22 protein-coding genes and 1 pseudogene are annotated in these 24,699 nt (G+C 58.6%); 4 read left to right on the plus strand and 19 right to left on the minus strand.

Translation table 11 applies throughout. The features are described 5' to 3' along the window. Window positions 1–141 precede the first annotated feature (141 nt). Window positions 142–1,398, plus strand: a complete 1,257-nt coding sequence (locus tag AB8B33_RS30785; RefSeq protein ID WP_439018273.1) for an arsenic transporter — start codon at window positions 142–144, stop codon at window positions 1,396–1,398. A gap of 112 nt (window positions 1,399–1,510) precedes the next feature. Here AB8B33_RS30785 and AB8B33_RS30790 read toward each other — a convergent pair whose 3' ends face one another. The 5 genes from AB8B33_RS30790 to AB8B33_RS30810 all read right to left on the minus strand — a co-directional run bounded on the left by AB8B33_RS30790 (window position 1,511) and on the right by AB8B33_RS30810 (window position 6,477). After that, window positions 1,511–2,578 (minus strand): ABC transporter ATP-binding protein, encoded by a 1,068-nt coding sequence (locus AB8B33_RS30790; RefSeq protein WP_439018274.1) that lies wholly within the window; start codon window positions 2,576–2,578, stop codon window positions 1,511–1,513. A gap of 14 nt (window positions 2,579–2,592) precedes the next feature. Continuing rightward, the gene (locus AB8B33_RS30795; RefSeq protein WP_439018275.1) at window positions 2,593–3,438 is read right to left on the minus strand and encodes a carbohydrate ABC transporter permease; all 846 of its coding nucleotides are present in this window, start codon (window positions 3,436–3,438) and stop codon (window positions 2,593–2,595) included. A gap of 3 nt (window positions 3,439–3,441) precedes the next feature. Continuing rightward, complete coding sequence (locus tag AB8B33_RS30800) at window positions 3,442–4,359, minus strand: carbohydrate ABC transporter permease (RefSeq protein WP_439018276.1); 918 nt, start codon at window positions 4,357–4,359, stop codon at window positions 3,442–3,444. Between the two features lie 69 nt (window positions 4,360–4,428). Then, entirely contained in the window at window positions 4,429–5,673 is a 1,245-nt protein-coding gene (locus AB8B33_RS30805) for an ABC transporter substrate-binding protein (RefSeq protein WP_439018277.1), read from the minus strand. Window positions 5,674–5,778: 105 nt separating this feature from the next. Then, window positions 5,779–6,477 (minus strand): GntR family transcriptional regulator, encoded by a 699-nt coding sequence (locus tag AB8B33_RS30810; protein ID WP_113324374.1) that lies wholly within the window; start codon window positions 6,475–6,477, stop codon window positions 5,779–5,781. Window positions 6,478–6,539: 62 nt separating this feature from the next. On the opposite strand from AB8B33_RS30810, the gene AB8B33_RS30815 reads away from it, so the two are divergent. Beyond that, window positions 6,540–7,682, plus strand: coding sequence for a mandelate racemase/muconate lactonizing enzyme family protein (locus AB8B33_RS30815; RefSeq protein ID WP_439018278.1), 1,143 nt, complete (start codon window positions 6,540–6,542; stop codon window positions 7,680–7,682). 97 nt (window positions 7,683–7,779) lie between these two features. Here the strand turns inward: AB8B33_RS30815 and AB8B33_RS30820 are convergent, their stop codons facing one another. The 3 genes from AB8B33_RS30820 to AB8B33_RS30830 form a co-directional block, all read right to left on the minus strand. Then, window positions 7,780–8,763: a GGDEF domain-containing protein gene (locus AB8B33_RS30820; protein ID WP_439018279.1), complete on the minus strand. Its 984-nt coding sequence runs from the start codon at window positions 8,761–8,763 to the stop codon at window positions 7,780–7,782. A gap of 330 nt (window positions 8,764–9,093) precedes the next feature. Continuing rightward, window positions 9,094–9,972, minus strand: a complete 879-nt coding sequence (locus tag AB8B33_RS30825) for an alpha/beta fold hydrolase (RefSeq protein WP_439018280.1) — start codon at window positions 9,970–9,972, stop codon at window positions 9,094–9,096. A gap of 1,041 nt (window positions 9,973–11,013) precedes the next feature. Further along, the gene (locus tag AB8B33_RS30830; protein WP_439018281.1) at window positions 11,014–11,928 is read right to left on the minus strand and encodes a phosphotriesterase family protein; all 915 of its coding nucleotides are present in this window, start codon (window positions 11,926–11,928) and stop codon (window positions 11,014–11,016) included. A gap of 324 nt (window positions 11,929–12,252) precedes the next feature. On the opposite strand from AB8B33_RS30830, the pseudogene AB8B33_RS30835 reads away from it, so the two are divergent. After that, window positions 12,253–12,438: pseudogene (locus tag AB8B33_RS30835) on the plus strand (hypothetical protein); the annotation flags it as partial. On the opposite strand, the gene AB8B33_RS30840 reads toward AB8B33_RS30835, so the two are convergent. Next, a complete protein-coding gene (locus tag AB8B33_RS30840; RefSeq protein ID WP_439018282.1) occupies window positions 12,365–14,158 on the minus strand; it encodes an ABC transporter ATP-binding protein in 1,794 nt (597 codons plus the stop codon). The pseudogene AB8B33_RS30835 and the gene AB8B33_RS30840 sit on opposite strands and share 74 nt — an antisense overlap. 763 nt (window positions 14,159–14,921) lie before the next feature. Between AB8B33_RS30840 and AB8B33_RS30845 the strand changes: the two genes are divergently transcribed. Continuing rightward, on the plus strand, window positions 14,922–15,749 hold the full coding sequence (locus AB8B33_RS30845) for a MipA/OmpV family protein (protein ID WP_439018894.1): 828 nt from the start codon (window positions 14,922–14,924) through the stop codon (window positions 15,747–15,749). An 18-nt stretch (window positions 15,750–15,767) separates the two neighbouring features. Here the strand turns inward: AB8B33_RS30845 and AB8B33_RS30850 are convergent, their stop codons facing one another. From AB8B33_RS30850 to AB8B33_RS30895, 10 genes are all read right to left on the minus strand, one after another. Beyond that, window positions 15,768–16,118 carry an EamA family transporter gene (locus tag AB8B33_RS30850; protein WP_439018283.1) on the minus strand — a complete coding sequence of 117 codons (351 nt, stop codon included), beginning with the start codon at window positions 16,116–16,118 and terminating at the stop codon, window positions 15,768–15,770. 5 nt (window positions 16,119–16,123) lie between these two features. Further along, window positions 16,124–17,227 (minus strand): peptidogalycan biosysnthesis protein, encoded by a 1,104-nt coding sequence (locus tag AB8B33_RS30855; protein ID WP_439018895.1) that lies wholly within the window; start codon window positions 17,225–17,227, stop codon window positions 16,124–16,126. Window positions 17,228–17,279: 52 nt separating this feature from the next. Further along, complete coding sequence (locus tag AB8B33_RS30860; protein ID WP_439018284.1) at window positions 17,280–18,092, minus strand: alpha/beta hydrolase; 813 nt, start codon at window positions 18,090–18,092, stop codon at window positions 17,280–17,282. Beyond that, on the minus strand, window positions 18,082–18,957 hold the full coding sequence (locus AB8B33_RS30865; protein ID WP_439018285.1) for a fatty acid desaturase family protein: 876 nt from the start codon (window positions 18,955–18,957) through the stop codon (window positions 18,082–18,084). Before AB8B33_RS30865 ends, AB8B33_RS30860 begins: the two co-directional genes overlap by 11 nt. Then, complete coding sequence (locus AB8B33_RS30870) at window positions 18,954–19,304, minus strand: permease (RefSeq protein WP_113325179.1); 351 nt, start codon at window positions 19,302–19,304, stop codon at window positions 18,954–18,956. Before AB8B33_RS30870 ends, AB8B33_RS30865 begins: the two co-directional genes overlap by 4 nt. Next, the gene (locus AB8B33_RS30875) at window positions 19,301–20,254 is read right to left on the minus strand and encodes an arginase family protein (RefSeq protein ID WP_439018286.1); all 954 of its coding nucleotides are present in this window, start codon (window positions 20,252–20,254) and stop codon (window positions 19,301–19,303) included. Before AB8B33_RS30875 ends, AB8B33_RS30870 begins: the two co-directional genes overlap by 4 nt. Before the next feature lie 4 nt (window positions 20,255–20,258). Beyond that, on the minus strand, window positions 20,259–21,671 hold the full coding sequence (locus AB8B33_RS30880) for an aspartate aminotransferase family protein (protein WP_439018287.1): 1,413 nt from the start codon (window positions 21,669–21,671) through the stop codon (window positions 20,259–20,261). A gap of 12 nt (window positions 21,672–21,683) precedes the next feature. Further along, window positions 21,684–22,370: an MtnX-like HAD-IB family phosphatase gene (locus AB8B33_RS30885; RefSeq protein WP_439018288.1), complete on the minus strand. Its 687-nt coding sequence runs from the start codon at window positions 22,368–22,370 to the stop codon at window positions 21,684–21,686. A gap of 87 nt (window positions 22,371–22,457) precedes the next feature. Next, a complete protein-coding gene (locus tag AB8B33_RS30890) occupies window positions 22,458–23,828 on the minus strand; it encodes an ATP-binding protein (protein ID WP_439018289.1) in 1,371 nt (456 codons plus the stop codon). Further along, entirely contained in the window at window positions 23,825–24,487 is a 663-nt protein-coding gene (locus AB8B33_RS30895; RefSeq protein ID WP_439018290.1) for a response regulator transcription factor, read from the minus strand. Before AB8B33_RS30895 ends, AB8B33_RS30890 begins: the two co-directional genes overlap by 4 nt. Window positions 24,488–24,699: the final 212 nt, after the last annotated feature.

Genomic DNA, 24,699 nt, shown 5'->3' on the forward strand with positions numbered 1-24,699 from the left:
GCCAGCGGCTTGGCGCAACTGAAAATCGGCCTTCTCGCTTGGTGCTTCCGATTGGCCCGGGCAAACGTCCCCGAGATAATTCTCTTGCGCCTGCCGTGTCGGCTGATAAAAGCCGGCCTGCCAACCGAAAACAGCGACTGAATGACAGAACACGCCATCACCTGGAGCATTGCCGGCTTGACCGCCATGGGTGTGGTCGTTCGTCCATTCCGATGGCCGGAAGCGGTATGGGCCATATTTGGCGCCTTGTTGCTCTTTGCCTTTCGCCTGATTGGACCACACGATGTCATCGCGGGGATCTCGAAAGGCGGCGACGTATATCTCTTTCTGATCGGGATGATGCTTTTATCGGAACTCGCTCGTCGGGAAGGCCTGTTCGACTGGATTGCAGCGATCGCCACAGCGCACTCCAGCGGCTCCCCCAGACGCCTATTCCTACTTGTCTATGTGGTTGGCGTTATCGTGACGGTCTTTCTCTCAAATGATGCGACGGCCGTCGTTCTCACCCCAGCCGTCTTCGCTGCCTGCCGGGCTGCCCGGGTTCGGGACCCGATGCCCTACCTCCTGACTTGCGCCTTCATCGCCAATGCGGCGAGCTTTGTCCTCCCCATCTCCAATCCCGCCAATCTGGTAATCTTTGCTGGCGGCGAGATGCCGCCCCTGGCGCGCTGGATGTCGACTTTCATGCTTCCGTCGATCGTTTCGATCGTGGTTACATTTGGCTGCCTTTACTGGACCCAGCGCCGGGCTCTTGCTTCGGACAGCGTTGCCGAAAATGTGGCCAGGCCGATCCTTTCGGCGAGCGCTCGGCTGGCCGGATGGGGAATTGTCCTGACGGCCATCATTCTTATCGCAGCATCGGCGATGCATATTGATTTGGGTATGCCAACTTTTCTCGCCGGCACAATTACCTCCGTGCTCGTCCTGGCGCTGACCCGTCAAAGTCCGATCGAGATCTTCAAGGGTGTCAGTTGGAGCGTCCTGCCTCTGGTCGCAGGCTTGTTCGTCGTTGTGGAAGCCCTGGATCGCACCGGTCTGACGACCATGCTCTCAGACCAACTGGCCTTGCTCGCGGCAACATCGGAAACACAGGCGGCCGGCATTGCAGGCGTGCTTGTTGCGATTATCTGCAACCTTGTTAACAATCTTCCAGCAGGCCTGGTTGCGGGAAGCGCGGTGCAGGCGGCGCATGTCTCAGACAAGATCGCCGGAGCGGTGCTGATCGCAGTCGATCTCGGCCCCAATCTTTCCGTCACCGGATCCTTGGCGACAATATTGTGGTTGTCTGTCCTTCGCCGCGAGGGACTGCACGTCAGCGCGTGGCAGTTTCTGAAGCTCGGAACTGTCGTCATGTTTCCGGCACTGATTTTGTCTTTGCTGTCGCTCGTTCTTTTCTGAAACTTTCAACGGGCAACGTCTCGCGAAGAAGGCGTGATAATTCAAAACTGTCCGTCAATGATGACATTCGCCTCCATGTTGCGACGCGACAAGATGCCAATCTACGTCTGCACTATAGCCTCAGCTGCGTCTCTGCATCGAAGAGACTGACACTCGATGGGTCCACAGCAAAGGCAATTGGCTCTCCCCTTTTCCCGGCAAAACGTGGCTCCACCCGGGCGATAACGGTTTGGCGACCGATGACCGTCGTCAGGATCGTATCTGGTCCCGTCGGCTCGACCACATCGATGACGCCATTGAAGGCGCCATATCCCTGCACAACCTTGAACTCCTCCGGACGAACACCGAGAATCAGGTCTCGCTCGGTCAATCCACCGTTGCCGGATCCAAGTTCCAGCGCTACGCCTTCCGCCCTGAACTGCCAGCCACCCTCGCTTCCGACCACGCGCCCGTGGAGGAAATTCATGGCCGGTGAGCCGATGAAACCGGCGACGAACATGTTGGCGGGGCGCTCGTAGACGGTTCGCGGATCGGCCAGCTGCTGAAGGTGGCCGCCTTTCATGACCGCCACTTTGGTGGCGAGTGTCATGGCTTCGATCTGGTCGTGCGTCACGTAGACGATACTGGTCCCGAGACGCTCGTGGAGCCTCTTGATCTCGGTGCGCATCTCGACCCTGAGCTTGGCATCAAGATTGGAAAGCGGCTCGTCGAACAGAAACAGGTCCGGATTCCGGACGATTGCGCGGCCCATTGCCACGCGCTGGCGCTGCCCGCCGGACAGGTTTGCCGGTTTGCGATCGAGGAGATGCGTGACCTGCAGCATGTCGGCCGCTTGCGCCACGGCTTCGCGCCGCTGATCCGCAGGCACACCGCGCATCTCCAGACCAAAACCGATGTTACGTTCGACTGACATCGTCGGGTAGAGCGCGTAGGACTGGAAGACCATCGCGATATTGCGGTCTTTCGGCGGCAGAGCCGATACCGAGCGACCGGCGATGGCGATATCGCCGCTGGAGGAATCGTCGAGCCCAGCGATAATGTTGAGCAAGGTCGACTTGCCGCAGCCGGATGGTCCAAGCAGAACAAGGAAACCGCCGTCCTCCAGCTCGACATCTATCCCGTGAAGAACTTCAAGCGCGCCGTAGGACTTTCGGATGTTTTTGAGTGAGAGCGTAGCCATTCGATATTGTCCCTTCAACCCTTGATCGCACCGGCAGTAAGCCCCTGGACCATCGCCCGTTGGACGATTGCAAAAAGAAGCATGACGGGCAGAATGCTGAGGATGCCTCCGGCGGCCAGAACGCCCCAGGGAAGCTGGAATTCTCCGACCATCAGCTGGAGCCCGACGGGCCACGTGCGTGACCCCTGCCCGGTGGTCAGCATGAGGGCGAAAATGAACTCGTTCCAGGCGGCGATGGCGATGAAGACGGAACTGGCGAGGAGACCATTTCGCGCTAGCGGCAAGACAATGCGGACCATGGCGCCGAGACGCGTCGACCCGTCGATGCGCGCAGCGCTTTCCAGCTCCTTTGGTGCGGCGTCCAGGAAGCCCTTGAGCATCCACACGAAGAGCGGCAGCAGGAAGCTGGTATAGGCAAGCGCTAGGCCGAAACGGCTGTCCACCAGCCCCACGGTCTTCATCATCACATAGAGCGGGATGATCATCATCACGGCGGGGAACATGCGGATCAGCAGGTAGCCCAGCATGAGGCTGTTGCGACCGCGGAATGTCATCCGTGCAAACGCATAAGCGGCCAGCGTGCCGGCAACGACGCAGATGGCGACGGTGACGATCGTTACGATCAGACTATTGGTGATCAATACCGGAAAGTTGGACTGTGTCCAGATCGCCACATAGTTCTGAAATGTCACGTGCCGGGGAATATACTGCATCTGCGAGGTGACGATGTCCGTCTCTGCCTTCAGTGAGGTCAGAAACATCCAGAGGATGGGACCAAGGCAGAAGGTCCCGAGCGCACACAGGACGATGTAGGTGAGAACATCGGCTGCCAAACGCCTGCTGTGTTTGGTTCGAAACATGGATCATTCTTTCGTTATGCGTGACAGGCGGATGTAGATCGTCGCAAAGATCATCAGGATCAGGAACATCACGACCGACAGAGCGCCGGCATAGCCAAAATTGAAATCCCGATGAGCGGTCTGAAAAGCATAGAGTGACAGCACTTGCGTCGCGTTTCCGGGGCCGCCGCCGGTCAGGACCAATAGAAGATCGGGAGAATTGACAAGGCTGATGACACGCAGGATGACTGCAGCGGCAATCACTGTTTTCAGCATCGGCACCATGATCAACCGGAATTTCGTAAAGGATCCGGCACCGTCTACCGCAGCAGCCTTGTAAAGGTCCTCGGGAATCCCCTTGAGACCAGCGAGAAACAGCAGAGCAAAGAACGGAAAACCGTGCCAGGCTTCGACAAGGATCGTGGCCGCAAGCGCGGTACTCGGGTCGGCAAACCATGCCTTGTAGGTATTGAGCACGCCTATCCGGACGAGCATGTCATTGATGACGCCAAGTCGCGGGTCGAGAAGCAGGGCCCACATGTGCCCGGCCACGACATTCGGAAGGAAATAGGGCAGCAGGATCAAAACGCCGAAGATCTTCGTCCCCGGCAGATTTCGGTTCAGCGCAACGGCAGCGATGAAGCCGAGCGTCATCTCGACGGCGATCGCCGCCATCACCCATATCGCAGTGTTCTTCAACGAGATCCAGAACACGCGATCGGACATCATCGCCACATAGTGCTTCATCCCCACCCAGCCGTTGAGGCCGGGCCGGGTAAGGCGCATTTCCCGCGCACTGATGACGAAGCCATAGATCGTCGGATAAGCGACGACGAGGAGTAGCAGAAGGAGGCTCGGCAACAGGAGAAGATAGACCCAGGAGCGTGTTTCCGAGAGTTCGCCAAGGCGGCGAAGCGGTTGGCGGTATGAGACTGATGTCATTGGATGTCGGCGATGCGCCGTCCTTGATTAAGGCGCGTGCCCCTTGTGGGACATAGCGCCTGAACGAGGTTAGCGAAGGGCGGCTTCGAGGCCTTCGATGATACGGTCCACGGCCTGCTCCGGCGTCAACTGACCGGTGAGGACTGCCTGGAAGGTCGGATTGACGACGTTCTCCGACCAACCGGCGGCGCCGACGAAACTGTTGGGCAGGCGCCCGAACTCCAGTGTCTGCGTTGCCGCGTTGTAGATCGGGTTGCCCGTGATGCGCTCGTCCTTCAATGCTGCCGTGGAGGCCGGGAAATATCCCGTTGCCTCGAGAAGCGCGATGGCCGCATCGGTCTCGCCCCAGAAGCTGATCCATTTCCACGCGGCTTCGACATTGTCTTCCTTGAAGATCCCGTTGCCGGCGTAGGCGACGCGGGCAATATGCGCCTTCGGACCCGCAGGCATCGGTGCGGTGGAAAACTGCTCGCCTTGTTTGAGCGCTGCCGAGATCTCGATGAGCGAGCCGGTATGGTGCCAGACCATCGCCGTCTGACCGGTCCTGAAGCCCTCCATGATCTGCCGGTAGCTATCGTTCGGCGCGCTGGGCGGAACCACTTTCTCCTTGCGGAAGAGATCGGCGTAGAAGGTGATCGCCTCGACGGCGGCCGGCTTGTCGATGGCGGCCTGGCCATCCTTGACGAGCGGCGAGCCGAACGCTTCCATCACGTCGATGACGTATTTGAAAGCCCCGGCGCCGCCGCGCATCCCGAATGCATAGCGGTTCTTGGAAGGATCCGTCAGCTTTCGGCAAGCGACCAGGAATTCCTCGAAAGTCTTGGGGGGAGCGGAAAGCCCAGCTTCCTCGAAATAGTCCTTTCTGTAGTACATCCAGTCGACGAAGGCGTAGGCTGGAACTGCGTAGATGGCACCATCCTTCGACATTCCTGTCCAGCGGTTGTCGGGCAAGTTCGCCTTGCCGGCCCAATCGTTGACGCGCGCGCTGATGTCAACCAACGCTCCCATCGCCGTCAGGTCAGCAAAACGCTCGGCGATCACCATCCCGGTGTCGGGGCGCCCTCCGGCAACGACCGCCGACGAAACCTTCGCCATATATTCGGAGTTGGGGATGCCCTCCTGCGTCACCGTCACATCCAAATTTGCTGCTGCGAAAAGCTGGATGATCTTTGCGAGTCCGGCCATCTCCGACTGGCTGGCGAAATGGTGCCAGTAATTGATGGCGGTGGCGGCGTTGGCGCTGCGAAGGCTGGCCGCCAGGCTCAGAGCTGCCGAGGCTATCAGGAATTCACGCTTGCTTAGTTGCACTACCATCTCCTCCCGAGATATCAGACCATCAATCTGATCGATCAGATGGCAATATCATCGTTTTGGAAATCCCGCAACACGCTCGCTCGAAGACAGCGAATGTGGAAACGCTCAGACAAGACCGAGATTGCGTTGTACGGCAGCTTGGAAGTGCGCGATCAGGGCCCTTTCGGCAGCGTCCGCGTCCCTCGTGCTGCATGCTTCGAGGATATCGAGGTGCTCCTTCAACGTGCGCACAAGGATCGGCGTCGTGACCTTTCGCTCCAGCCGCAGAAGACGCAGATAGTTGTGCATGCGCCTGTAGGCACTGTCGATCAGCGGATTGCGCAGGGCCTTGATGATCTCGCCGTGCAACTCCAGTTCGAGCGCGTCCGTCTCCAGAAGCTGCTCCGGCCCTATGCCGTTGCGCTCAAGCTGGCGAATAAGCCTGGAATGCCTGACTTCCAGGGCATTCATCAGGTGCTCGTCGCCCTCCTCGGCAAACACCCGAATAGCCGCACGCTCGACGATCGAGCGGAACTGATAGGTGGAGCGCGTCAGTTCCATGCCCGGCCGGACGAACTGGATGCCCGAGCGCGGGTGGATGGTCAGAATGCCCTCCGCTTCCAGCACCCGCAGCGCGTCGCGCAAGGGTGCCACGGGAACATCAACGATTGCCGACAGCTCATTCTGCGAGATGAAGGCACCCACAGGCACCTTCCTTTCGAACAGGCTTTCCAGGATGCGCTCATAGGCTATGTCGCTGAGGCGCATTGCTGCGGCATCCCCGATCGCCGACTTCGCGACATCTGGCTCTTGCAGTTTCTTCATAGGTCCGATATCACCTTTCTGATCGATCAGATCAACATTTTAAACGATCAGTGAGCGCTGCGATGTCTCTCTCCCACTTCCGTATAACCCGATTTCAGTTTGCCCGCGACCGCGTAATCGGCGACAGCCAGGTTCGCGCCGACGAGACCAACGTCGCAGCACTCGAACTGATCTCGGACACAGGCGAGGTGGGGCTCGGATTCATCCAGACCCTTTTTTATCCTCTGCCGGATCAGGCGGAGATCGAGGCCGTTTTTGAGAGCGAGGTCTGGCCAACAATCAAGGGAGAAAAGGCGATCGGACTGGTTCATCGCGTGAACAGGCCGCGCGGCGGCAACCAGCGCGCCTACTCCCTGCCGTTCCACGAAGCGCTGCAGGTAGCTCTCTGGGATCTCGCCGCCAAGCAGGCAGGCATGCCCTTGCACCGTCTTCTCGGAAGCCGGCGCAACCGCGTCCGCGCCTATGCGAGCGGCCTTGATTTCCATCTAAGCGACGACGCCTTCAGCGCCCTGTTTGCGCATGCTGCAAGCATCGGCTACACGGCTTTCAAGATTAAGGCTGGCCATCCCGATTTTGCCCGCGACCTTCGCCGCCTCGAACTCTTGAAGAAGGTCGTGCCGGAGGGATCGCAGATCATGATCGATCCGAACGAAGCCTGGAGTTCCAAGGAAGCCCTGGTCAAGCTGACGGCAATACGCGATGCAGGACACAATCTCCTCTGGGTGGAAGATCCCATCTTGCGCCACGATTTCGAGGGTTTGCAAACCCTGCGTCACGCCGTCAACTGGACGCAGATTAACAGCGGGGAATATCTCGACCTGTCCGGCAAGAGGATCCTGCTCGACCATCACGGCACCGACATTCTGAACGTTCACGGCCAGGTGACGGACGTTATGCGGATCGGCTGGCTGGCCGCCGAACTGGGCGTGCCGGTCAGCCTCGGCAATACTTTCCTGGAGATCGGTGTGCACATGGCTGTCGCACTGCCGGAGGTCGAATGGCTGGAATATTCCTTCCAGAACTTTGACCACCTGGTCGAGACGCCGATCGAGATCCGCGACGGCTTCGCCTACGCACCAGACCGCTTGGGTCATGGTCTCGTGCTTTCCGAGGAAGCGCGGCGCGAATGGGCGCGGCCACACCGGTTGGAGCGGTCCAAGCTTGGCCCAGCTCCGAAAAACAACCGCCTCCCCCTCCTTTCGTGAGGAGGAGTTTGCAAGAGGCGAACAGCCACTGCAGGTGAGATGGCTGGGCAGGGATATGGGAGCGACGCCAACAGAGCCGGCTACCTGATAATTGCAGCTAAGCGGCAAGCTCCCCCAGGGGATGTTCGGGTCCGCTCGAATGCTGGGTTACGGTCGTTGCCGTCGCGCTTGAAGAGAGTTCTTCCATGTTTTGTGGGTTTGCATATAGCTCTACTCGGTTACGGCCGCCTCGCTTCGCAAGGTAGAGTGCCTGGTCTGCCTGATCCCGCAGCTTCTGTGCATTGCAATCGCCTCTCCAAACGGCAACGCCCGCGCTCACACTCGGCACTATAGTCTCCGCGCCAGATGCGAATGCCAAGGCATTGACCGTCCTGCGGATTTGATCCGCCTTGGCAACAGCAGTTTCTTCGGTTTGATCACGCAGAAACAGCGCAAACTCCTCGCCACCAAGACGGCCAAGCGTGACCTTGCGTCCAGCGGCCGTGGCGATGGCTTGTGCGACACCGACAAGAACCTCATCGCCAGTTTCATGGCCGTAGCGGTCGTTGACACTCTTGAAGTGGTCGATGTCTATCATGATGAAAGCGTCGCCTCCCCTGAGCTCGCTCGGAAGGGATGCCAGGAAGTGCTGCCGGTTTGGGATTCCCGTCAGCGCGTCGGTATTTGCCAGCCTTCTGAGCTGAGTTTCTGCGCGTTCCTGGACCAGGACAACCACGAAAAGCGCGACGGAGAAATGGCAAATGATGAGCATGAAAAAGGCATAGCGGGGTTCGACCGGCCCATACTGCGGAAAGATCATTCCGACAGTGACCAGCGTCGAAAAGCCCATGGCAGCAGCGAGTGATGCAAGCAGACCCAATCTCGCCGGCAGGCGGTCGAGGAAGAAATCCCGTAAGATGACAACACAGGAGATGCCAAGGAAAGCCGCGGTGTTCGCATTGAATATTGCGGCGCGCGTTTGGTTATCCGCATACCAATGCATCCAACCAACAACGACGGACAAGATGAGGGCGAAACCCACCAGAAGGCAATCCGAACGCTTTCGCCCGCGACGGCTCAACTGGATCAGTCCCGTCGTCATCAACGCATAACCTGTGACACCGATGGAAAAGCTTGCCAGAGTCCAAATCTCATATGGCAGTATGCCCTGTTCTCCGCCCCCGGCAAGCGTGGATGCAACGGCAAGAAGGCCGTCGCCGATCGCCAGAAAATCGAGACCTGGCTCTCTGGAGCGCCACCTGACGTAGAAACAGCAGATGGCGCCGACTATGAAGGAGCACTTGTGAAGAAGAAGAACTGTAGCAAGATCCATCGTCAAACCGAAAAACAACCGGGATGCTGATGTCTATAATCTCCGAGAGCTACTTTTGAATGAATCTTCTCGCGCTGACACAGGAGATCAGGCACAACTTCATCGCGGGGTCAGCCCGTGAGCTTCAGAAAATGCGAGGACGGCGTTTAAGAATTCTTCCGGCTGTTCCAAGTGCGCGAAATGACCGCTTTGGGAGAAGTGCACCAGCTCCGAATTCGAGCAGCTGTCATCCAGGGTTCTTGCCCATTTCGGACCGCATATGAAATCGTGAGCTCCGGCCAGAACAAGCGCCGGTACGGAAAGGTCCTGAAGTCTTGAGCGGACGTCAAACGGCTCATTATTGCCGATGAGAATTGTCGCCTTTATCCGCAAGCGGAATACTCCAAGATCAAGCTTCTCGTGAACATCGTCGGCAAAGTAAGCGGGAAGCAGGTCGCGCATGATCTCGGTATAGTGTTCGTCGCTCGACATCTTCGGAACCGACTGCCACGCTCGCAGTACTGCCCGTCCCTCCACCTGGTGGCGATCAGCAAAACTCCGCACACCGTCTGCAGCCGCCGCCATGAAGTCACTCCCTGTCACCGCCGACGAGGAATACAGGATCATCGCCGATACGCGATCCGGGTGCTCGATCGTATATTGCTGGATGACGAATCCTCCGTGGGAATGACCAAGAAGCACAACGTTTGAAAGATCGAGTGTTTCGAGGAACCTGCCAAGCTGTTTGGCGAAGCGTTCGACGGTATAGCCATGGGGGTGCTCCGCCAACCGGCCCGAGCCACCGGTGCCGATCGGCTCAAGGTAGAGCATGGTAAAATGCCGCTCCAAAAAACCCATGCGAAGATATTGCCAGTGGATCCCTGGGCCGCCAGGGTGAACGACCATGACCGGCCCCTGGCCCGCGACATGAAAGCTTTGCTGAATTCCGTCGATATCGACGACATGATGTCCGGGATTGAGGCTATTTCGCATTGACATCGATTAGACCTTATATCGCTTGAAAAGCACGGCCGTCGTTGCACCGCGCCAGAGAAATGGATTGAGTCCGGGGAGCCGCGGACGAACACATTGGTGTCACTGCGAACCTGTAAGGGATGCCGCACGCTTCGAGGCGTACGACACACTTGTCCTAAACTCCGCCGATCGCCGTTGCCGCAGCACTGTAGGAAGAAGCTGCGGCAAGGTTTGAGCTGGAAGGCCAAGCACGGTGGACTGCTGGTTTTGGTCCGTGCCAGTCATCGGCTGGTCAGAAGGACCTTACGTTTCGCGTCCACTAGTAGCATACCTCGGTCCTGACCGGACGCCCGGGGCGCTCAGCGTCCCATTGCCAATAGCAGCGATCATAGTCGTCGTTGCTGCCCAGGAAGAACGGCCCGCGATCCCTAAACCGTCCATCGAAGCGGTCGTGGGCAAAAAACGCGCCGCGGTTTCCTTCCCTGTCGAAATGGCCCATACTGAATCCCCCCATGTGCTCCCCTCCCATGTGCCCCCCTCCCTCGTGGCCTCCGCCTCCGTGACCTCCGCCTCCACCGTGAGCCAGTGCGGGCGTTGCGATGGAGCCAACTGCGAGGGTCAGGGAGATAAGACCTGTTGCGGCGATTTTGCGAAGCATAGACATGGTGGTTTTCCTAAAAAGCGGCTCTGTGTAGCCACTATCCGTATGTGTTCATCGAAATTGGCGAACACCTGCCACAATTCAGGAATTTTGCTCACATCTTGTCACATCTTCTCACCACGACCCGTAACACCCGTGATCGCTGGTTGCGCGGAAGCGAGGCATTGAGAGGACAGCCTTCACCCGGCATTGCCAAACACCTGATGATCCCGGTCAGCGGAGACACGTTGGTCCGTGCAGCAAGAAGAAAATCTATATCTTAAAGTCCTTCCTTAACCGCCCAGAGCCAGATGAGATAGGTCTGGGCGCTTCGGCAACCCCTCGTACAAAGCCATACAGGAAGCCTTCGCTCTTCCTGGCAAAACAATCGCAGCAACGTCCAGAAACGAGAACTGCGCCTTTCTTCAGCGTGCGAATGCCTCGAAGGGATTGATTTCGGTGAGTTTGCGGATCGCATCCTGGCTTACCCCCGCGATTGTGAGCGATGGCAGCAGGTTCTCGACAAGGTGCGTGTAAGGTCGCGGGATTCCACCACCGGGCTGCGCGGGATCATACCAGCCGAGATCGTGGCTTATGAGCAGGTGCTCGCCCAGCCCGGTTTCAAGGGCGCGCATTATCATTGCGACCAGTTCTTGGTCTGGAGCCCTTCCCACATGATCGTATTCGATCCACGCACCGCGCTCCACCAGTGCCCGGTGAAGCCCGAAGTCTTTTTCCTCTTGAGTGTGAATGGATATGAAGCGCTCTGGTGCGCAGCCCTCTGACTGAAGAATGTCCAACTGATCCATCACAACCCTTCCCCGGATTGTATGCGAGCCGATGACCGCATTGGTCCGCACGGATGCTCTTGCCGCTGCGCGGAGGATACGGGCTTCGAGCGGCGTTATCCCATCGTCGCCAGCGCTGAGCTTGATCCATCCCGCCAGCACACCAGTGTCCTCGATTCCTTCGGTGAGCTCACTTACCATCCATTGTTCAAGATCACTCTCACTAGCCTCGGCTATCCAAGCCGGTATCCATGGTTCGCGATAGTTGCCGGTCGGGACGACGATCGGGAAGTCGGCGGCCTTCGAAACAGCGAGATCTATGTCGGCCCGTCTTCCAACGCCACCCGTCGTACACTCGACGAGCAGCGTAATGCCTTGTCTTTTGATTGCCTCGATCTGTGGGACCATCAGTGCCACAACGGCGTCTGTCTCCGCCTCGGCATAGCCGGGCTGATCAGGCGTTCTAAGGTCGACGAACACATGCTCGTGCGGGAGAATCATCCCGAGTTCGTCGCGGCGCTTCGGTCCCAAAGTCGTGTAGATCTGCTTCATCGTTTAAGGCCTCCCTCTCGCAATTGAATGCATCTGATCCATCTGGTCTACAGAATAGTAGGATCATTTGTCTGCAGGACATTCGATGACATCTCGCTGACGGTGGAAGATCCCTGCGTTGCCACGTTAGCGGCCACCTTAAGCGCGTGATCTCCCTTATATCTGCGCAGCCGCGATTTTGTGCAATTGAGCCTGTGGCCGGGTGGCCGCTAGGCTAAAGGCGTAGTGGCATTGCCGGTACCCCCGATTCACCGTGGCTTAGCGGGCCGACTGCCCCACGACCCTCGTTCAGTCTTCGGGCCACGCTCGCCAAAAGTCGCGGCCTCGTATTCGACGGCACCATCATCGCTCGGATACCAGACCCCGGCAGATTATGCCGGGATCATCGACGCAAGCGAGATGAATGCTTCGCGTTTCCGCCGGTTGCTCACCGCGGTCATGAGGCCACCAACCCCTTGGTCAACTCCAGCGCCTGCCGCTCGAACAACCGGCGATAGATGCCTTCATTGAGCCGGATCAGAGCCTGGTGGTCGCCCTCTTCAACAATCTTTCCTTTGTCGAAGACCAGCAGCCGATCCAGCGCCCGCACCGTCGACAGCCGGTGCGCGATGACAAGCGTCGTGCGGCCAACCATCAGGCGTTCCATCGCCTGCTGGATCTGCACTTCGCTCTCGCTGTCGAGGCTCGACGTCGCCTCGTCGAGGATCAGCACCGGCGTATCGGCCAGGAAGGCGCGGGCAATGGCAACACGCTGCCGCTCGCCGCCCGACAGCTTGACGCCGCGTTCCCCCACCATGGTTTCATAGCCCTTGGGAAGCTCCATGATGAAGTCGTGGGCACTGGCCTGTTTCGCCGCCTGCTCGATCTCGCGCCGCGAGGCATTCGGCCTTCCATAAGCGATGTTTTCCGCCAGCGTGCGGTGGAACAGGATGGGCTCCTGCTGCACGATGGCGATCTGGCCGCGCAGGCTTGCTTGCCTGACGCGCGCGATATCCTGCCCGTCGATGCGGATTGTGCCGGCGTTCACGTCATAGAGGCGCTGGATGAGCTTGACGAAGGTTGTCTTGCCCGAGCCCGAATGCCCCACCAGTCCCACACGCTGGCCCGGCTTGATGGTGACCGAAAAGTCCTCATAAAGCGGGTTGGGATGAGCGCCATACTGGAAGGTGACGCGATCGAAGACGATCTCGCCCCTGTCAATCTTGATGGGCGTGGCGTTCGGCCTGTCCTCGATACCGAGCGGCGCCTTGTCGAGCAGCACCAGTTCTTCCATGTCGTTGACAGCCCGCTGCAGATTGCGGATGTCCTGGCCGACATCGCGCAGATGGCCTTGCAGGACGAAGAACATCGCAAGCACGAAGGTGATGTCGCCAGGCGTCGCCAGCCCCTGCCGCCACATGATGAGGCCCGTTCCCAGGATACCGGCCTGCATGGAAACCATCATGAAGCCCTGGATCGTGCCGCTCAAGTTGCCGCGCTTCCATGTCCGTCGCGTGCGGCTGTCCCATCTGGCAAGCACATGGCCCAGCCGCGCTTCCTCGCGGCTCTCGGCCCCGAAGGCCTTGACCACCGAATTGCAGCTGATGGCATCCGCCAGCGCGCCGCCGAGCTTGGTGTCCCAGGCATTGGCAAGTTGAGCCGCCGGCGATACGAAGCCCATGGAAAGCGCGACCGTCACACCGATATAGACGAGTGAACCCACACTCACGATCAGACCCATAATCGGCCAGTAGCTGCCGAGCACGATGCTGGCGCCGACCAGCATGACGATGGACGGCAGCAGGGCGACCAGCAGCAGGTCGTTGAGCGAATCGAGCGCCCACATGCCACGGGTGATCTTGCGCACCGTCGAACCGGCAAAGCTGTTGGCGTGCCAGTCGGTCGAAAACCGCTGCACCTTGTGGAAACCGTTATTGACCACATCCGCCATGGTGCGCAGCGTCAGCCGGACGATGCCGTTGAAGATGAACCAGCGCAGCGCGACGCTGGTCAAGCCCAGAGCCACGACGATGACGAAGGCGCGCAAAGCGCCGTCGGCCGCATTACCGCCGGCGATGGCATCGACGATCTGGCCTGAAAACACCGGCACCATCACTTCGGCCAGCGTGCTTAGGATCACCAGCACGATGATGCCGCCGACCAATAAAGGCCGATGGGTCCAATGATGGAAAACAAAGCCGAGCACGTGACGATAGGCATCGGCGCGAAAATCGAGCTTCTTGCGAGTCATTTTAACCAGCCCGGCCCGTATCTCGGTAACCGGTCCTCAAAATCGAGAGCTAAAAGGCACAGCCCGTGCGGGAGACGAAATGATCCCGTCAGATCAATCGGGCTATGAAGGGAGATAAACCGCGTGTCGCGGGCCCGAGGCGGGCCGCGAATGGAAATGACCTAGTGTCGGGACATTCCACACAGGAAGGTTTCGATGATAGCTGCTCTCATGCAACGCCTCCCTTATGTTCGATCTGGAGCGGTAAGCGTTTTGTACCGAACCAATTCGCCATTGCCAACCGGTTTTTTACAACCTTATGGAAAGTGATGCGAAAATGACACAATTTAGCAACTTGCAGCTTTGCATTTAGTCATGTTGGCCCAGAGCCTGTAATCCTATGTTGGATTTCGGCGAACCCTACCTTGAGCTGAGGGAGATCGTCGCGGCCTGAATGGCTGCCGAGAGGCAGACAAAGAATATTTCTTCGCCGACCGATGAAATCCGAGACGCCAAGCCGTCCTATCCTGAGAGTGGCACTCGCTGCTGATCGCCAGGAAAGGAACTCGAAATTGCAATTCGGTTGGATTGGTTACGCCTTCGCGATGGGCTGGGTCAACATCGTCTCGGCGGCGACCGACGGAACGATAGTCGCGCAGGGATCACGACCCCGACATGCCCTCGCGCAGATAACCTATTGACTAGCCTCGCCTTGGCGGCCATTTTTCGGCTGCATCGTGGCGCCTAGGGGCGATGCTTTATCCGGAGAGCAATCTCGTTGAGAATGAGAGCCAAGAGGCTTACGCTTTTTTCTGTCGCCTTGGGGGGGCTGTTGACCGCGTCGCTAGCGCGTGCCGCCGATAGCGGAGACGCGCGCAACCAACCCAATTCCGGCACTTGGATCGTGACATTGGGTGCGAGTGTTGAGTACGGCCCGAAATTTCCGGGCTCGAAGCATGATGGCTTCAGCGCCTTGCCCTCTTTCGATATCAGGCGTTTCGACGAACCGGATGAGCACAGCGCGCCGGACGACAATATCGATTATGGCCTTATCGACTTCGGCGGCTTCGAAGCGGGTCCGGTAGTCGGCTTGCGCGACAGCCGTTCGCAATCCGATGATGACCGCTTGAAAGGCATCCACTCGGTGGATTGGGACGTCGATGCCGGGATTTTTGCACAATATTGGGCGATTCCGAACCAGCTTCGATTCCGCTCCGAGATCCGCCAGGCCGTATCGAATGGCAGCGGTCTCGTCGTCGATATCGGCGCCGATTGGTTCCAGCCGCTCGGCGACAGATGGCTGCTCTCGGCCGGCCCTCGTGCTTCGTTCGGCAACGGCGCCTATATGCGGACCTATTTCGGCATTTCGTCGAGCGAAGCTTTGCAGAACGGCGCCCTACCCGCCTTCGATGCAAAGGGCGGCCTGAAGTCGATCGGATTTACGGTTTCCGCCGCCTATAATGTGACCCCGACCTGGACGCTGCAGATTTATGATCGCTTCGATCGCCTGACCGGAGATGCGGCCAACAGCCCGATCACATCGAAGCTCGGCAGTGAGAACCAGAATGTGATCGGCATCTCCCTCACCAAGGCCTTCAACGTCAGCTTCTGAAATCCGTCATTCAACCGCTCAACTGGCCGACGCCGTTGCGATCAACCAGACACCGACCAATATCAGGAGGCTGCCAGCAAGCCGAAGCAACGGCAATGGCTCGCCAAAGGCGAACCAGGCAACGCCCATGATGAGGACATAGCTGATGGCCGAGAGCGGGAAGGCCTTGCTGAGATCGAGCTCGGAGAGCACGCTCATCCAGATGGCAAAGCAGACGATCTCTGCGGCAATCGCCGCCAGGAACCAGTGTGACGACAGAATATCGACCAGCCAAGCTCCGCCCGCCCTGCCCGCATCGACGGCGCTCTGCTTCAGCAATATTTGTTGCGCCGTGTTCAGGAGCGGTACCATCAGCCAGATCGGCCGCATCGTTCTCACCCTTGCACCTCGCCACCATCGTCTGCGGCAAAAAGCGGTGAGATTGTCTTGAGGATGAATTGCAGCAGCGAATTGGAATGGCGGAAATACATCGCATTTGGCGTCAAGCAGCTTCCAAGCCGAACCTTGTTGCGATAGTAGGCCTGCCCGCTCTGATAGCGACCCATGCCATGGCTCAGGCAATATTCGATATTGGCACACCAACTGAGATAATAGAGATTGTAGGTCCTGCCCTTCCGACCGTCCATGCAGAAGAACTTGTCGACCAACCTGTCCTCGTCGTGGATCAGCAGATTGGCAGCAAGCAGTTCGTCGCCCACAAAATACATTGCGCAGAAAGATCGGCCCGGCATGCCTTTCAGCACCCCTTCAAAATAGGCCGGCGTCAGTTCTTCGAACTGTAATCCGCTCCGCTCGCGCGTCTCACGATAGAGCTGCATGACGCGCGGCAGGAGATCACCGAATTCCGTGCGGTATTCGACCCGCACCTCCTGCCGGCTCCGCAGTTTCCGACGCATATCCTTGCGGGTTGCTGTAGACAGGGAGGCAAAATAGGCGTCGATGTTACCGAACCGGATGTCCATCCATGCTGTCGGCAGTCCGCCTATCTCGGCGTAACCTCTCGCCGACAATACCGGTTCGACGCCTGACGGAATAGGGTAGGACAGATCCTTCAGCGCCGTCAGCGAGCAGCCTTCCATGCGCGCATGCGCCTCGAAAGCGTCGAGGAGTTCCGTAAAAAGCGCCGGCCGGCGAGATTGGGCGATATCAGGATGAAAGCCAATGGAAGCCGTCTCCGTGCAGGGTGAGCCAAGACAGGCGAGGCGGAGCGTCAGGAAGCCGCTGAAGATGCGGCGGATGCTTTCCACCACCCTGCGGAAACGCCCGGCCTCCAGCGTCGTCTCAAGGGCATAGCTGCAAAGGAATGCCGGCATGGCGGCAACAATCTCGTCGTCTTCGCGCACGACCGCATAGCGCCACTCAAAACCCTCGATACCAGCTTCCTCGACCGCGAGCAGATAGTCATAGGTCTCGACCTCACCGGGGAAGCAGGCGTTCCAGTCATCGCGGTCGAGCATTCGAATGCTCGGAACGATCATCGCCGCCACGGATGACGTATCGCTTGAGACCTGCGCTTCAGGTGACCGCACTTTAAGCGCTTGCTGCATATTCTGCCTCGAAGAATTCCGCTGTCATGTCAGCCACACGCCTGTGCTGCCGATCGAGATGGATCATGTGATAGCTGTCGTCGAGCCAGCGTAGCTCCCGGCGCCCGCCAATATGCGCGGCGATATACTGGGCATGCGCGGGGCCGCTGAGATCGTCTTCGCGCGAATGGAGGATCAGGGTCGGTGTCCTGATGTCGGGAAGCCGCGCTTTCAGCGTCCGGCCAAGCTCATGCATCTCGATCAGGCCGCGGCCGGGAAAGGTTTCGAGCATGCCCTCGCCTGTCATGCCGGCCACCATTCGGCGCATGCGCTCGTCCTTGATGCCGAGGGAGGCCGTCTCGCGAAAATTCAGCCGGTCGATGAATGGGATAAACGAGATCCAGCGAATGTGCGGAGAAAACAGCGAATAATAGCGCGGCACGTCCCATCCATCGTAATGGAAACAGGGCGAATAGACGGCGACGGCACGGATCGACATGGGATTGCGATCGGCTGCCATCATCGCCAGCTTGCCGCCAACGCAAATTCCGGCGGCAAAGACCATATCGCTGCGTTCGCAAAGCCAACCAGCCGCCGTTTCGACGCTGCCGAGCCAGTCTTCCCAGCGCGAGCGACGGAGCGCCGCTTCGTTTTCGCCATGGCCGGCCAGCAGCGGGGCGTAGACGCTGAAGCCGCGGCGATGGAATTGCCTCGCCACAAGCCGCATTTCCGCCGGCGCCCCCGTCAGCCCATGAACGAGGATGACGCCCTTGCCGTTCGTGCCCTCGAGAAAGAAGGAAAGACTGTCAGCCGACATGCGGGAATTCCCCCTGCTGGCGGTTCTCCTTCGCCATGAAACCGAGGGCATGGCAAGTGCTGATCACATGCGTGCCCGCCGCCTCCTGCTCCTGCTTGATCTGATCGTGGAAGGTCCTGAGCTTCGTCCAGTGCATCTTCGGGCGGTAGTGATGTTCGGCGTGATAGCCGTTGCCGAACCAGAGCCAGTTGTAGAAGCTGTTATGGCTGCTGACACCCCAGGCGATGGGGACATCGGGGTCGCCGTTCAGATGCTCGTAATAGCCGTTGAGGGAGGACAGGCAGTTGCCAAGATAATAAAACGGCAGGAAAAAGAACGCCGCTCTCCAGTCGTAGATAAGAGCGAGGAGGACGAAGGCAAAGAACGAGACGAGCTCGATGCGCCCCCATCTCGCATCGAATGGCCTTTTTTTCGCAATCGCTCGATGGATGTCGCCGACATCATCGCGGAAGAAGCTGAGAAAGGTATAGGAGAAGACATTTTCCGGCGCACCATTCTTGCCATGCTTGTAGATCGACAGGAGGTCGACCGTCTCGCCGTTTTCGTTGGGGCGATCGCTATTGCCGGAATGGTGACGCATATGCACCCAGTGATAATAGACCTGCGAAAAGCCGATCGTTACGGATTCGAGCAGGCTGAATGCGTAGTTCATCCACTTCGGCTTGAAATACGGCGTGTGGATGAAGTTGTGCGAGATGCTGTTGATGTTCCACGATATCGACACGGCATAGACCGCACCGAGCACCGCCGACAGCCAGAGCGGCCGGCTTTGGAAGCCGGCGATCAGATAGATGTTGAATGCCAGATGCGCTGTCGCGGCAAGCACCGGCACGATATCCCATTTCGTGTGCGCGAAGATTTTCATAGTCCCGTCGCTCCAACACAGACCACGCCGGCTGTCACCAGGACGATGCCGAGAGCGTGGCGAAGATTGATGGTTTCCTTGAAGATGGCGGCGCCTGCAAAAGCGATCGCCGCATAGCTCAGCGCCATCAGCGGAAAGGCCACCGACAACGCCACCTGTTCCAGCACGCGCGTCCACATCACCAGTTCGACCGCCCAGAAAACGATCCCGAGCCAGATGACCGGTTTCTGCAGGGTCTCAAACAGCGCGCTCGCTGCGCCATACTTGAAACACAGCTCGCGGCCGGTTTCGGCAAGAATGCAAAAAGCAATGATGGCGAACGTCCATCCAGTCAGTCCCGTCGTCATGCCATCAGCTCCGACAGGACTTCGAGCAGTGCATGGTTTGCCGCGCTGTTGATGTTGCGGACAACTTTCATGTCGCGACGGCGGAAGGGCTGGTCGATCAGCACCTCTGCTTTCTTCATCGCGCGCGTGTAGAGATCGCCGCCGTAGTGCGGCGTCGAATAATCGCCGGTCACGTCTGCTCCGATGACGCGATACCGTTCACCGATTTCGCTGAGCAGCCAAAGGACGTAGGGTAGCCGCATGCAGCCCTGATCCCAATTGGTCACGGCATCGGCGTCGGAGAGAGCGTCCTTGTCGATCGTTACATAGACCGCTTCGGTTTGGATGCGGCCAAGAAGCCGGTCGAGGAAATTGCTCTCGCCGAGTTCCGATATCGATTGCCAGTGCAGGGCGCCGTCGATCTGGCTGAAACTCGGGCCGGAGCCGTAGTGCAGTTTCACTTTGCTCGGCGGATGCCGATAGGGATAGAGTTCCAGGCGGCCATCGGATAGCGGCATGAGATTGGCCCCCTTGCGCTCCGGCGACTTGAGATCGCGGCTGCAGACCCCGACGGTTATCACTTTTTTGACCAGGGGCTGTTCGAGCGCTTTGTTGACCCAGGAACCGCAATGCATGCCAGGGTCGAAATGGACCCAGTCGGGGTGATTGTCGATATGGATGACGGTAACGGCTTTGCTGCTATTTTCCAGAGCCTGCGACAGAAGAAGAGCTGTCACATGATGGAAGTCGCCCGATCCCATGAAACAAAGGCGGGCGCCGTCACCGGCTGATGGCCGTGCCTTCGCCAGGTTGCGCCAGACGGTATCAAGGTCCGGCCGGCGCCCCCACAGCCTGATGGCGCGGCCGCTATCCTTGGCCTCGACTTCGCGCGCCCCTGCCATCCGGCAGGAATGCACGAAGTCGGGCTGCAACTCCAACGCATCATCAAGATGGAGAAGGAGGAGCTGCAAGGTTCTATCTCCGCTCGGCGCGTGTCAGAAGCTGGTCGAGCAGCGAGATCGCAAGCTCGATCTCCTCGCGGCTGATCATCAGGTTCGGAGCAAGAGTGATGACGTTCTTGTGGTATCCGCCGACGTCGAGCACCAATCCATATTTCCTGCCATCGACCACAAGATCACCCTTCATGCCTTCATCCGCCATCCAGTCGAGCGTTGCCTTGTCGGGGGTGAAGCCATCGGGACCGCAGATTTCCATGCGAAGGGCAAGGCCAAGGCCATCGACATCGCCGACGATCGCATGCCGCGACTGCAGGTCCTTCAGGCCTTCGAGGAAATGCGCGCCCTTTTCCATCACATTCGCGCCGAAGTCGGTCTCAGACACCATCTTCAGCGTTTCGAGAGCGACGGCCGTGCCCATCGGGTTGCTGGCAAAGGTCGAATGCGTGGAGCCTGGCGGGAAGACCGTCGGGTTGATCATCTCTTCCTTGGCCCAGATGCCCGAGAGCGGATTGAGACCATTGGTGATCGCCTTGCCGAAGACGAGTACATCTGGCGACACGCCGAAATGTTCGATCGACCAGAGCTTGCCGGTCCGATAGACGCCCATCTGGATCTCGTCGACGACAAGCAGGATGCCGTGATCGTCGAGGACCTTCTTGAGCTCCTTGAAGAAATTCATCGGCGGAATGACATAGCCGCCGGTACCCTGGATGGGTTCGATGTAGAAGGCGGCATATTCCGATTTTCCGGCCTTCGGATCCCAGACGCCGTTGTACTCACTTTCAAACAGCCGCGCGAATTTCTGGACGCAAAAGCGCCCGTATTCTTCCTTCGACATGCCCTTCGGCCCGCGAAAATGATAGGGGAATTCGATGAACTGGGCACGCTCACCGAAATGGCCGTAACGCCGGCGATAACGGTAGCTTGATGTGATCGACGTCGCGCCGAGCGTTCGCCCATGGTATCCGCCCTCGAAGGCGAACATCAGGCTCTTGCCGCCGGTATAGTTGCGAACGAGCTTCAAGGAATCCTCGACGGCCTGCGAGCCGCCGACATTGAAGTGAACGCGACCTTTCGAACCGAATTTATGTTCGGCATCCCGAGCGATCAGCGCTGCGAGTTCGACCTTTTCGCGATGGAGATATTGCGAGGCGACCTGCGGCAATCGATCCAGCTGCCGATGCGCGACATTGTTCAAACGCTCGTTGCGATAGCCGAAATTGACGGCGGAATACCACATCTGGAGATCGAGAAATGGTGTCTCGGCTGCGTCAAAGACGAATGAACCATCGCAGCTTTCGAAGAATTTCGGCTTCTGCGAATAATGAACCGTATCGCCGTGGGAGCAATAGGTCTCTTCGAGCCGTCGCAGCTCGTCTTCGGAAGCGATGGGGTGCATGCTTGCAGCAAGTTTCAGGTTGGAACGCATGAAGTCCTCTTCTCACGCAGTTTTTGCCACGGGCAGCGCAACAGGCTGCCGTGACGGGCTGGAAAGGATGGCTGCGACACTCGCCTGGATTTCGGCGAAACCGCTATAGGGGATGAAAGGAAGGCAGTTCGCGCGGCAATATTCCGCAAGCTTGGCCTTGGCGAAGACAAGCTGCGCCTCGTGGGAAACGCAGAAGTCGCTGCGGCCGTCGCCGATATAGATATGGTTGCCGGACGGCCTCACCTGGGCGCATTTGCACACGCCGGCGCCGGCAGCGCAGGCTGCGCTCTTGAACGGAAAGCCGAGATCGAAATCGGGCATAGTGCAAGCGTGCGGGCGAGAAATCAGCTTGTTTGCGATGATCTGAATGTCTTCAAGACCATGTCTGGCAAGGACCCGCCTGATAAAATGATCGACACCGTCGCTGACGATGGTGAGGCTTAACCCGTTCTCTTCACAGAATGCCTTGAAAGCTCCGAAGGCACTGTCGATTTCGATCGTGTCCAGGAATGCGTCGATGTCTTCGTGTTTTGCCTGAAGCAGCTGGATCTGGCGGCGCATGCACTGGGCGGCTGTGATCCTGCCGTTGGTCCACTGATCTTCGATCTCGCGCCACTCTGGACGCGCGAAACGGTCCAGAACCAGATCGGTCACGTCTTCTTTCGATATGGTTCCGTCGAAATCGCAAAACACCTGCATCGCATGCTCCTTCAATGTGACGAAGCATTTAGCGTCGCTACCTGAAGGCGAGATGAGGCGAATGTGAAGCGAAACTGAATTGACCGCTTATGCGGCAGGAATATCGAGATCCACCTTCAGGCCGGACCCCCAGGCAGGCGTGCCGAGGCTGATCCCAATGTCGAGACGGTTGCCGATATCGGCGACGATCGGCAATCCCAATCCCGCGCCCTCCTCCCCGGCTCGCGCGTCAAGGCGGTTGAACCGCTGAAATGCGGCTTCTCGCTGTTCGGGTGGGATACCGGGGCCGCTATCTTCAATGGAGAGGCGAAAGCCGCGCGAGCTAGGTTCGATACGCACCTCGATGCGACCGCCGGCAGGGGAATATTTGATCGAATTGTCGAGGAGATTATCGATCATGACGCGCAGCAGGGCACGGTCGGTCAAGACTTGTGGGTCTTGCGTTCCGACCAGCCCGGCATTGAAACCGCGGCGATTGAGCATGACCCCAAAATCCGCCAGGGCTGCCGCCGCAATCTGGCGCAGTGGCAGCGCCTCCAGCTGCAGCGGCTGATGGCTGACCCGTGCAAGCCGCAGCAGCTGCTCTATGAGATGCATGGCGCGCTCGTTGCTGACAACAAGATCCTTCAGCAGGGCGGCGCGCTCCTCGTCGGAATCGGCACGATCGAACAGTTGCAGAAGCAATTTGATGCCGGCCTGCGGTGTTCGCAATTGATGGGCGGCAAGATCGGAAAAGCGCCGCTCCATTGCCAGCGAGTGGCCTAGCTTTCGCAAAAGGTTGTTGAGCGAGTGGACAAGCGGCGTCAGATCCCGCGGCAGTCTTCCCGTCGCAATCATCGACAGATCATCCGGCGTGCGGGTCCGGATCTGCGAGACCAGTCCCCGGACATTCGCAAGCCCGTTATTGATGGCGAGCCAGATGATGATGGCACTGACGGGCACAAGGACGAGCAGCGGAAAGGCGAGATTGAGAAGGATGTTATCGACAAGACCTTCCCGAAGGATGATCTTTTCGGCGACCTCGATGGTCACGTCGCTATTCGGGATCGGCAGAGAGTAGATCCGCCAGAGCTCGTTCTGATAGGTCACATCGGAGAAACCGGCCGAGAAGCGCTTGACCTCGGCTGGAAAGGCGTTGCTGCTGGCAAAGGCCAGCGCCGGCCCCTTCCAGGCGCGAAACGAATGGGCGTCGGCATAGTCGTCCGCGTCCTCGTTGAGCGCAAGCTGATTGTCCATATTGAAATCAAGATCCGGAACCTGCACCGTCGGCCTCGCAGTCAATCTTGTGAGGGGGTGCTTCATCAACGACCAGAGCACGTTGGCATCGTTGATCAACTGCGCATCGTAGATGTTGTCGATCTCGCGCGTTGCGCTGTGATAGGCGAAGATGCCGACGATGGCGATCGTGATGATGAGGGTCGGGAGAATGCGGAGAAAAAGGCGTTGGCTGAGTGTCACTGCTGCCGCTCGACCATGTAGCCGACGCCGCGGATCGATCGGATGAAATCGGTACCGAGCTTCTTGCGCAGATTATAGACCGTCACTTCGATCGTATTGCTCTCGACCGAAACATCCGTGTCGTAGAGTGCATATTCGATATCGTTCTTCGTAACGTAACGTCCACTCCGCTCCATGAGGAGGCGCAACAGATGGAACTCCTTGGCCGGGATGTGAAGCTGTACGCCATTTCGACGCGCCACCATGGCTGAAGGGTCGAGCTCGACGTCGGCGCATCGAATGATGGTTTCGGTACGGCCCTGCCGTCGCCGGATAAGCGCACGCAGCCGGGCGAGCAGTTCGTCAAGGTCAAAGGGCTTGACGAGGTAATCGTCCGCACCCTCGTCCAGGCCGTTGACACGATCGCGCACGCTGTCAAGCGCCGTCAGCATCAGGATCGGGACATCGTTGCCTCCCCTCCTCAGCGAACGGACAACCTCGAAGCCGCTTGCCTTGGGAAGATTGACGTCGAGGATCACGCATCCAAATTGGCTGTCGCGCAGCGCATCAAGCGCCGTCTCGGCATCGTGGAACCAATCCACGCCATAGGCGTGCTTCTCGAATGCGCGTTTCAGCGAGGAGCCGAGAATGTAATCATCTTCGACCAGGAGTATGCGCACGTCCGCGTCCTTGCGATTTCAACTCTCAACTTGCTTCTTCGGTCTCGATTGAGGCCGAAATCCGGCGAAGGTTTCCTCGGGCTGTCCGAAGCCCTTCCACCCTAGCACTCGGCATATTGGCTCGAAGCAGCGAGGAAGCGCAAACTGTCCCAGCCAGCGGATTGCTGGCTCGGCATTGTATCAAATCAATGGAATCACCCCGCCGCTGACCT

The sequence above is a fragment of the Rhizobium sp. 768_B6_N1_8 genome (assembly GCF_051811225.1).
GTDB lineage: Bacteria > Pseudomonadota > Alphaproteobacteria > Rhizobiales > Rhizobiaceae > Rhizobium.